At 64.5% G+C, this 6225-nt stretch carries 8 protein-coding genes; all 8 read left to right on the top strand.

Going from position 1 to position 6225, the window contains the following annotated elements; genetic code table 11:
* On the top strand, positions 1-225 hold a 225-nt coding region (locus ACE3UY_RS04310; RefSeq protein ID WP_374686322.1), incomplete at its 5' end, for a His/Gly/Thr/Pro-type tRNA ligase C-terminal domain-containing protein.
* A gap of 69 nt (positions 226-294) precedes the next feature.
* Positions 295-474 carry a type II toxin-antitoxin system HicB family antitoxin gene (locus tag ACE3UY_RS04305; protein ID WP_374686321.1) on the top strand — a complete coding sequence of 60 codons (180 nt, stop codon included), beginning with the start codon at positions 295-297 and terminating at the stop codon, positions 472-474.
* 306 nt (positions 475-780) lie between these two features.
* Positions 781-1440, top strand: a complete 660-nt coding sequence (locus ACE3UY_RS04300; RefSeq protein WP_374686320.1) for a hypothetical protein — start codon at positions 781-783, stop codon at positions 1438-1440.
* 12 nt (positions 1441-1452) lie between these two features.
* Positions 1453-1875, top strand: coding sequence for a DUF6220 domain-containing protein (locus tag ACE3UY_RS04295; RefSeq protein ID WP_374686319.1), 423 nt, complete (start codon positions 1453-1455; stop codon positions 1873-1875).
* Positions 1876-1955: 80 nt separating this feature from the next.
* Positions 1956-2855, top strand: coding sequence for a c-type cytochrome (locus tag ACE3UY_RS04290; protein WP_374686318.1), 900 nt, complete (start codon positions 1956-1958; stop codon positions 2853-2855).
* 101 nt (positions 2856-2956) lie between these two features.
* Complete coding sequence (locus ACE3UY_RS04285) at positions 2957-3451, top strand: hypothetical protein (protein WP_374686317.1); 495 nt, start codon at positions 2957-2959, stop codon at positions 3449-3451.
* 59 nt (positions 3452-3510) lie between these two features.
* A complete protein-coding gene (locus ACE3UY_RS04280) occupies positions 3511-5715 on the top strand; it encodes a GAF domain-containing sensor histidine kinase (RefSeq protein WP_374686316.1) in 2205 nt (734 codons plus the stop codon).
* Positions 5716-5719: 4 nt separating this feature from the next.
* On the top strand, positions 5720-6225 hold a 506-nt coding region (locus tag ACE3UY_RS04275), incomplete at its 3' end, for a response regulator transcription factor (protein WP_374686315.1).

Raw genomic sequence — 6225 nt, 5'->3', positions numbered from 1 at the left:
GTCTATGCCGACCTGGTGGCGGCCGGCATCGAGGTGCTCTATGACGACCGCGACGGCCTGGGGGCGGGCGTCAAATTCAAGGACGCCGACCTGATGGGCATCCCCTGGCGCGTCACCATCTCGTCGCGCAGCCTGGAGCAGGGCGGCGCGGAGGTGAAGCGCCGCGACGAGAGCGAGCGGCGGATTGTGCCGGTGGATGAACTGGTTGGGCTGCTCAGAGGATAAGTGATAGGAAACCGGGTCGTTAATGACCCGGTTTCCTGCTCATTGCTGTAGCTAATAGGAAGTGTACACATGCGCATGAAAGTGGTTCTCGAACCCAGTGATGAAGGTGGTTACACCATCTACGCGCCGGCGTTGCCGGGTTGTATCAGTGAGGGCGAGACCATAGATGAGGCTCTAGCCAACATTCGCGAAGCCATCGAACTCTACTTAGAGCCTGTGGAAGTGGACGAGTTTCTAGACTTACTGTAAGAGCCTCAGCCGCAATGTCCCGCTCTATAGCTTTGTGAACCCGCGCCCAAAACCGGCGCGCTGTGGCGAACATCTGCAGCGACCAGCGGCCCGCGAATAGCGGGCTGCTTTTTATTTCCGCGCGTTTCGTAGGTGTGTCAAATAGCCGCATCCCAAGCGGGAACCATTCCCGGCCGCCACGGGCGATCTTCCCGCGCCGATAGAGGCCGCGGCCTCATGACAGCCTGCCCTCCCCAACCCTATACTGCCTATACATCGCGCCACGCATCACGCCAAAGATCATTTCACGCTAGGCAGGAATAGCAGATGAGTTCGTCAAATCTCCAGTTTGCCGGTTGGACGGCGATCATCGGCGGCATTGTCGGAGTCGTCGGTTTTATCTCGTTGGTCCTGTTGTTTGTCGTTGGCGAGCCGTTTGGGTCGCTGAACGATTTTCTCAGCATTCCGACCGCGTTCCTGATGTTGCCGCTCGTGGTGGCGCTGTACCGCCTCCACGCGCCCCATTACCCGGTCGCCAGCCTGCTGGCGCTGGTCGTCGGCGTCGCCGGCTTTCTCACGACCGCCACCGGCTCAACGCTGCTGCTGCTGAACCGCATTGATTTCCAGCAGTCGCTCTTGCCGGGCATCGGCGGCTTTGGGTTGATCGGTCTGTGGGTGCTTATCAACTCGGTACTGGGGCTGGCCGGCGGCACACTGCCCCGGGGAATCGCCTGGGCGGGCCTGCTCCTGTCGTTGACGCCGGTCGTCGCTCTGGTTTTTATGCTCCGGCCGGAGAGCGTCGCCAGCGCGTTGAGCGGCATGGCTGGGCAAGCGACGGCCGGGTTTCAGATGAACCCCTTCGTCGCCGCGTTATTCGCGTTGGGCGCGCTGAGTTACGCCGTGATGCCCATCTGGTTCATCATGGTGGGGCGATTGTTCGCGCTTGGCAAGTTGGGTTTTGTCGTCGGAGCAGTAGCCGCTTCGTAACGGAGGTATGTGATGAAAGTTTCACGCATGATCTACTGGATCGTCGCCTGGCTCTTCGTGGCCGGGGTCGCCGCGCAGGTGTTCTTCGCGGGGATGGCCGTCGTCGCCCACCGGTGGAGTTGGGAGAACCACGCCAGCTTGGGGCACATACTGGCCGCGCCGCTGCTGGTGATGTTGGTGACCATGTACTTGGGCAAACTGCCCGGACAGATGAAGCGGCTGACGTGGCTGCTGTTTGCCGTCTACCTATTGCAGGCCGACGTGCTCATCTTCCTGCGCGCCTCCGCGCCGGTGCTGTCGGCGCTCCATCCGGTGCTGGCGCTGGTCGATTTCGCCCTCGGGCTGACGCTGGTGCGAGCGGCGACGGCGCTGGTTCGCGCGGGCGAAACGGCGCAGTCATTCCCTTTACAGCCTGAAAGCAATCCCGGAGACTGAATGCAGCGCGCCGTTCGCTACACTGTAGCCACATTGAAGTTGCACCGTAGCCAGACAACACTATTTAGCGGAGAGACGTGATGAGAAAAGTATTCAAGTGGCTTGGGATTGTGCTGGCGGCCTTGATTGTGATCGTGGCGTTGACCGCTCTGGCCGGCTACGTTATCAGCGAACGGCGCATCAACAAGACCTACACCATTGCCGACGAGGCGTTGACCTTGCCGACGGACGCAGCAAGCCTGGCGGAAGGGCAGCGATTGGCGACCATGCGCGGCTGTAGCGACTGCCATGCGCCCGATTTTGGCGGCAAGGTGTTCATTAATGATCCCATGCTCGGCTCCATCTCGACGGCCAACCTGACCGGCGGCGAAGGCAGCGCCACGGCCAACTACACCGTCGCGGATTGGGAACGGGCCATCCGCCACGGCATCCGCCCTGATGGTCGCGGCCTGCTGGTCATGCCTAGCTATGAGTATGCCGGCCTGAGCGACGAGCAAGTGGCGCAGATGATCGCCTACTTGCAGACGGTGGAACCGGTCGATCGCGTGGCGGTCGAACCGCGCCTCCAACCACTGGCGCGGGCGCTGTTCCTGCTGGGCCAACTGCCCCTGCTACCGGCCGAAGCCGTCGACCATAGCGCCGCCCACGTCGCCAGCGTGCCGGCGGAAGCGAGCGTTCGCTATGGCGCGTACCTGTCCACGACCTGCACCGGCTGCCACCATCCGGACCTGGCCGGCGGCCCCACGCCGGGCAGCGCGCCCGGCGACCCACTCGCGGCCAACCTGACGCCGGCCGGTAACCTGGTCAACTGGACGCTGGACGACTTCAGGAACACGCTGCGCAACGGCGTCACGCCGGAAGGGAAGGTGCTGGACCCGGCAATCATGCCCTGGCCCATCGCCGCGCAGATGACGGATGTGGAGCTGGAGGCGCTGTGGCTCTATTTGCAGAGCCTGCCGCCGAGCCAGCCGGCAGGGTGATGTAGCGCGGGTTGGCAACCCGCCTCTGCCGCTAACACTTAACAGTAGGGGCGGGCTTCAAACCCGCCCCTACAACGACAGCCGATAGAGGAGATGGCCCCATGTATCAGTGGCTGGTCTACATTCACGTTCTGGCGACGTTCGCCTTCCTGCTGACTCATGGCGTGAGCAGTGTGGTCGCCCTGCGCTTGCGCCACCAGCGCGATCCGGTTCTGGCGCGGGCCTGGCTGGAACTCAATGCCAGTGGCGGCATCATGGGCGTGCTCTATGGCTCGTTGCTCGCCCTCCTGGTCAGCGGGATCATCAGCGGCTTCATGGGCGACTGGTGGGGCCGCGGGTGGATCTGGCTTTCACTGGTGTTGCTCATCGGTATTATCGTCGCCATGTTTCTTCTCGGCTCCAGGCATTACAGCCAGGTGCGAAAAGCGTTGGGAATGGCCTGGTTCGACGGACGGAAGGCACAGCCGCCCGGTGAGGCGGCCCCGGCCGAGGAGATCGAGGCGCTATTGGCCCAGGCGCCGGCTATGCCCCTGGCGATAATCGGCTTCGGCGGGATCGCTGTCATCCTGTGGCTGATGATGTTCAAGCCCTTTTGACACAAAGGAACAACAGGACGATCTTTGACTGGAAACCCATGTTATAATGTCCCGGCATCATGCGCGAAACTGAACAGCCCACACTCTCCTTATCTGACTATGCTTTAGCGCAGGCGGCGGGCGCGCCCGACCGGCTTATCCGGGCGGCGCGGCTGTGGGCGCTCGTTGTGGTGGTGCTCGTAGTGCTGAATCTGGCGCTGGTCGTCTGGTATGTGGTTCGCACGGGCTATACCTCGACCTTCTTCACGCACCAGATGCTCATCCCCTTCCTGGCGATCATCTATACCCGCCTGGGCAGCGTGATTATCGCCCGCCGCCCCCGCAATCCCATTGGCTGGATCTTTCTGGGCGTTGGTACGCTGAACGTCCTGACCGGCCTGGCCGCGGGGGTGGGCACGTATGGCATCGTCTTTCCGCCCTCGGTACGCCTCGCGCTGAATGATCCGGCGCAATGGCTGGGTACCTGGGTCTGGCTGCCGGCGCAAGTCTTGCCCATCACCTTTGTCTTCCTGCTCTTTCCCGATGGCCGTTGGCCGTCGCCGCGCTGGCGGCCGATTGGCTGGGCGGCTGGTCTGGGGCTATTGTTGCTGACGCTGGGCCTGGCCGCGCATCCCGGCCCGGTGCCCGATTGGGGAACCCGCTCGAACCCTTACGGCATCGCGGGAACGGAGCGCGTCCTGAACGTTGCGCTCGACATCGGTAGCGCCCTGCTGGTCGTTGGCGCTCTCGGTTGTATCCTATCCATCGTCGCGCGCTTCCGTCGGTCGCGGGGCATCGAGCGCGCCCAGATGAAATGGCTAATGTGGGCCGCCCTCGTCGTTCTGGCCCTTAGTACGTTCACCGTGCCGCTCTGGCTCTCAGGGAACCTGGCTCAGGGCCTGGCGCTGGAGTTGAGCATCATCCTGACGAGCTTGATGACCCTGGGCATCGCCATGACCGCGACTGTCGCCATCATGCGCTACCGGCTGTACGACATTGATGTCCTCATCAATCGCACGCTGGTCTACGCCCTCATGACCGGCGCGATCCTGCTGATCTATGGCCTGATAGTGGGCGCGGCCGGTGTCCTGTTCCAGTCACAGGGTAGCTGGTTGTTAGGGCTGGTGGCGACCGGATTGGTGGCCGTTCTCTTTCAGCCCATTCGCCAACGTTTGCAGCGCGGTGTCAATCGCTTGCTCTACGGCCAGCGGGATGAGCCGTTCGAGGTGTTAGCCCACCTGGGGCAGCGCCTCGAACAGACGATGACGCCGGACACGGTCTATCCCACTATCGTGGAAACGATCGCCCATGCGTTGCGACTACCCTACGTCGCCCTTCAGGTGCGCGAAGATGGTAGGGGCGGGTTTCAAACCCGCCCCCACGACACGACCGACGTTCCCGGTAGGGGCGGGTTTGAAACCCGCCCCTACAACACGGTCGAGTCGTATGGCCGGCCGGTGGATGAACCTGTTGCCTTCCCACTCGTCCATCAGGGCGAGATGGTCGGCCGGCTACTGGTCGGCCGGCGCGGGTCGGAAGAGGCTTTCTCGGTCAAGGATGAGCGCCTGCTGGAAAACATCGTCCGCCAGGCCGGCGCGGCCGTCTACAACGCCCAACTGACGCTCGACTTGCAGCGTTCCCGGCAGCAAATCGTCTCTGGCCGGGAAGAGGAGCGCCGCCGCCTGCGCCGCGATCTACACGACGGGCTGGGGCCGTCGCTGGCCTCGCTGCTGCTGGAGGCCAGGGTGCTGCGGCGCATGATCCGCGACGACCCGGCCGAGGCGGAAAGGCTGGCGGACGAGATGCAGGGCGACATCCGGGCGACGATTGACGACATCCGCCGCGTGGTGCACGAGTTGCGCCCGCCGGCGCTGGACGACCTGGGCCTCGTGCCGGCGCTGAACGTGCTGGCGGCCAAGATCGGGCGCAACGAGAATGCAACGCCAGAGGCGACCGGGCTTCAGGTGCACGTGGACGCCCCGGACGACCTGCCGCCGCTGCCCGCGGCCGTGGAGGTCGCGGCCTACCGCATCATCCAGGAGGCGCTGACCAACGTCGTCCACCACGCCGATGCCCGCTGCGCGACCGTGCGCTTGCGCCTCGACCACGCTCTGCATATCGAGGTGGCCGACGACGGCGCGGGGTTCAAGGAGGGGCGCGCCGGCGGGTTGGGCCTGCGCTCCATGCGCGAGCGCGCCGCCGAATTGGGCGGGTCGTTCAGCGTGACGGGCCGGCCGGCCGGCGGAACGGTCGTGCGCGCCGCCTTGCCCGTTGGAGAAGCCTGAACCCATGCCGCCCATCACCGTCCTCATCGCCGACGATCACCCGCTGTTCCGCAAGGGGATGCGAACGCTGCTCAACTCCATGCCGGAGACGGCCGTTGTGGGCGAGGCCACCACCGGCGCGCAGGCCGTGGAAACGGCCCTGGCGCTGGAGCCGGACGTGGTGCTGATGGATTTGCAGATGCCGGAGGGGGGCGGGCTGGCGGCCATTCAGCAGTTGGCGCGGCAGCGGCCGGACGTGCGCGTTCTGGTGGTGACGCTGTTCGAGGACGACGAGTCCGTCTTCACCGCGCTCAAGGCCGGGGCGCGCGGCTACGTGCTCAAGGACGCCGAAGAGGACGAGATTGTGCGGGCCATCCGGGCCGTAGCCGTCGGGGAGGCCATCTTTAGCCCCACCATCGCCGCCCGCCTGATGGATTACTTTACCGCCGCGCAAGCCTCGCCCCACGCCGATATATTCCCCGACCTGACCGAGCGCGAGCGCGAAATCCTGACACTCATCGCCCGCGGCCG

The sequence above is a fragment of the Promineifilum sp. (SeqCode) genome, from assembly GCF_041918635.1.
GTDB lineage: Bacteria > Chloroflexota > Anaerolineae > Promineifilales > Promineifilaceae > Promineifilum.
Note: the sequence above shows the minus strand (reverse complement) of the source record. Positions and strands in the feature narration are given on the sequence as shown.

What these genes read in the sequence shown, in the direction of transcription:
- ACE3UY_RS04295 (WP_374686319.1), top strand. Translation starts at nt 1,453, where the DNA reads ATGAAAGTTTCACGCATGATCTACTGGATCGTCGCCTGGCTCTTCGTG.
- ACE3UY_RS04280 (WP_374686316.1), top strand. Translation starts at nt 3,511, where the DNA reads ATGCGCGAAACTGAACAGCCCACACTCTCCTTATCTGACTATGCTTTA.
- ACE3UY_RS04300 (WP_374686320.1), top strand. Translation starts at nt 781, where the DNA reads ATGAGTTCGTCAAATCTCCAGTTTGCCGGTTGGACGGCGATCATCGGC.
- ACE3UY_RS04290 (WP_374686318.1), top strand. Translation starts at nt 1,956, where the DNA reads ATGAGAAAAGTATTCAAGTGGCTTGGGATTGTGCTGGCGGCCTTGATT.
- ACE3UY_RS04305 (WP_374686321.1), top strand. Translation starts at nt 295, where the DNA reads ATGCGCATGAAAGTGGTTCTCGAACCCAGTGATGAAGGTGGTTACACC.
- ACE3UY_RS04285 (WP_374686317.1), top strand. Translation starts at nt 2,957, where the DNA reads ATGTATCAGTGGCTGGTCTACATTCACGTTCTGGCGACGTTCGCCTTC.